Genomic DNA, 1,931 nt, shown 5'->3' on the forward strand with positions numbered 1-1,931 from the left:
AAAACTCGGTGATCCTATCCGGATGTGACCTGGCAGACAAACTAGAATTTCCGCCCTTTTCCTGCTAATTGCGCCGGTAAAGTCTGCGGCGGAAAGAAAGGCAAATGGTCAGCAATCTCGCAGGTGGGCGGCCCCCACGGCACGGCCTCGAACCGGGCAGCCAACTCGGCGCCTTGGAAGCCTATGCCGCACAAGCCCATGGATATCTCACCGCCGGTGACGACCAGCTCTCGCAGCTGGCGGGTTTGCTGCGCCCCCTGGTTCTCGAATCATGGCTGCGCAGCGTGCGTGCCGGGATCGATCCGATGGATCCGGGCAGTGAACGCGGCCTGCGCGGCCCGGATCTGCAGCGCTACCGGGACGCGCACACCATCGCGCCGCTGCTGCCGCTGATCGACAAGCTCCTCGTGCAGGACACTGCCAGAACGGGTTTGATCGTCGTGGTCGCCGACCAGTTCGGCCGCGTGCTGTGGATCCACGGCAACCCCGAGCAGGTGGCCGTGGCCTCCGACATGGGCCTGCGCGAAGGCGACGACCTCAGCGAACGCCGGGTCGGCGCGAACGCCGTCGGCCTGGTGGTGCGCACCGGACGGGCCGTCTGGACCCACGGTCCCGAGCACTATCTGCACCGCCTGCATCAACTGACCGGCGCCGCCGCGCCCGTGCACGATCCCGACGGCCGGCTGGTCGGGGTGCTGATGATCGCGGGCGGCGTGCGGGTGGCCAAGCCCGAGATCCTCGCCTTGGTGAAGGCGACCGCGACCGCCGCGGAGATGGACCTGCTGCTGGCCGCCATGCGCGCGGCCCAGCACGCCCCGCGCGATCCCGTGCCCGTCGCGACGGATCGCCTCGGGCTCGACGTGCTGGGGCTGGGGCAACCGCAGCTGAACAAGGCGGGTGAGCGAGTCGCGTTGTCGCAACGGCACGCGGAGATCCTGCTGCTGCTCGCCGAGCACACCGAGGGGCTGGGCGCGGATCATCTCGCGCTGCTGCTCGACGACACCGATCTGGACAACGGCACCATCCGGGCCGCCATGTCGCGCTTGCGCGCCGTGGTGGGCTCGAACGTGATCGGCTCCCGCCCTTACCGTTTGCGATCGCATGTCGCAACCGATGTCGAGGCGCTGCGGGCGGCCTTGGACTCCGGTGATGTCGAATCCGCATTACGCCTCTACGCCGGTCCGGTGCTGCCGCGCTCGACCGCGCCGGGCATCGTCGACCTCCGTGACGAACTGCGGGCGCGGTTGCGCGCGGCGGTGCTCGGCTCGGGTGACGAGGGTGTGCTGCGGCGTTGGACCGCGGGCGCCGACGGGCGTGACGATGCTGCGGCATGGGCGGCCTACCGGTCGGCAGTCGATCGTGATTCGCCGCTGTATGCGCAGATCGAGGCCAAGATCCGGGTGCTCGACCGGCGGCTCGGCGCCGATGCAACGCGGATGCAACGTTCCCGCTCATAGTCTGCACACCTGCACGTGCCCTGGCTCACAGTCCGGGCGTTCCGGGCCTCGTTGTGCCCTGGGTTTCCGCCGCTTCCGGCCACTGGACACATGACCAGATTATTTTGTTGGATTTAGTTCCTTTTTATTAACAAAGGGCCTAGTGTTCGGTTTGCGCGGAACATGCGTGTGATGCAGAAAACACAGTCGCGGCAAGGCAATCGCCGCGGTGGCCGAGTTGGAGGATCGATCAAACGCTAGAAACCACCGGCGGCCACCTCGACGGCCCGCCGCCGCGGCGACCGAGGCCATCCGGCCGCCGCACCCCGCGGAGTCGCTTCGCGACACCGTGAATCCCCTGTCTCATGCAATCTGTCGGAATCTCGCGCCGGTGACACCGTCCGTCCCGCGCTTTCGCCGAAAACATCTGTGGTGCCACGAGGCCTCGAGCCTCTGGTTCGCGCTGCCCGAAAGAAGGAGGCACTGGTGCCCGGT

At 67.5% G+C, this 1,931-nt stretch carries 1 protein-coding gene; it reads left to right on the forward strand.

Annotated elements, in window-relative coordinates; all coding sequences use genetic code 11:
• Window positions 1-104: 104 nt before the first annotated feature.
• Entirely contained in the window at window positions 105-1,457 is a 1,353-nt protein-coding gene (locus AB0I43_RS14280) for a GAF domain-containing protein (protein ID WP_357432115.1), read from the forward strand.
• The last annotated feature ends 474 nt before the right edge of the window (window positions 1,458-1,931 follow it).

This window comes from Nocardia sp. NPDC050435, from assembly GCF_040655395.1.
Lineage (GTDB): Bacteria > Actinomycetota > Actinomycetes > Mycobacteriales > Mycobacteriaceae > Nocardia.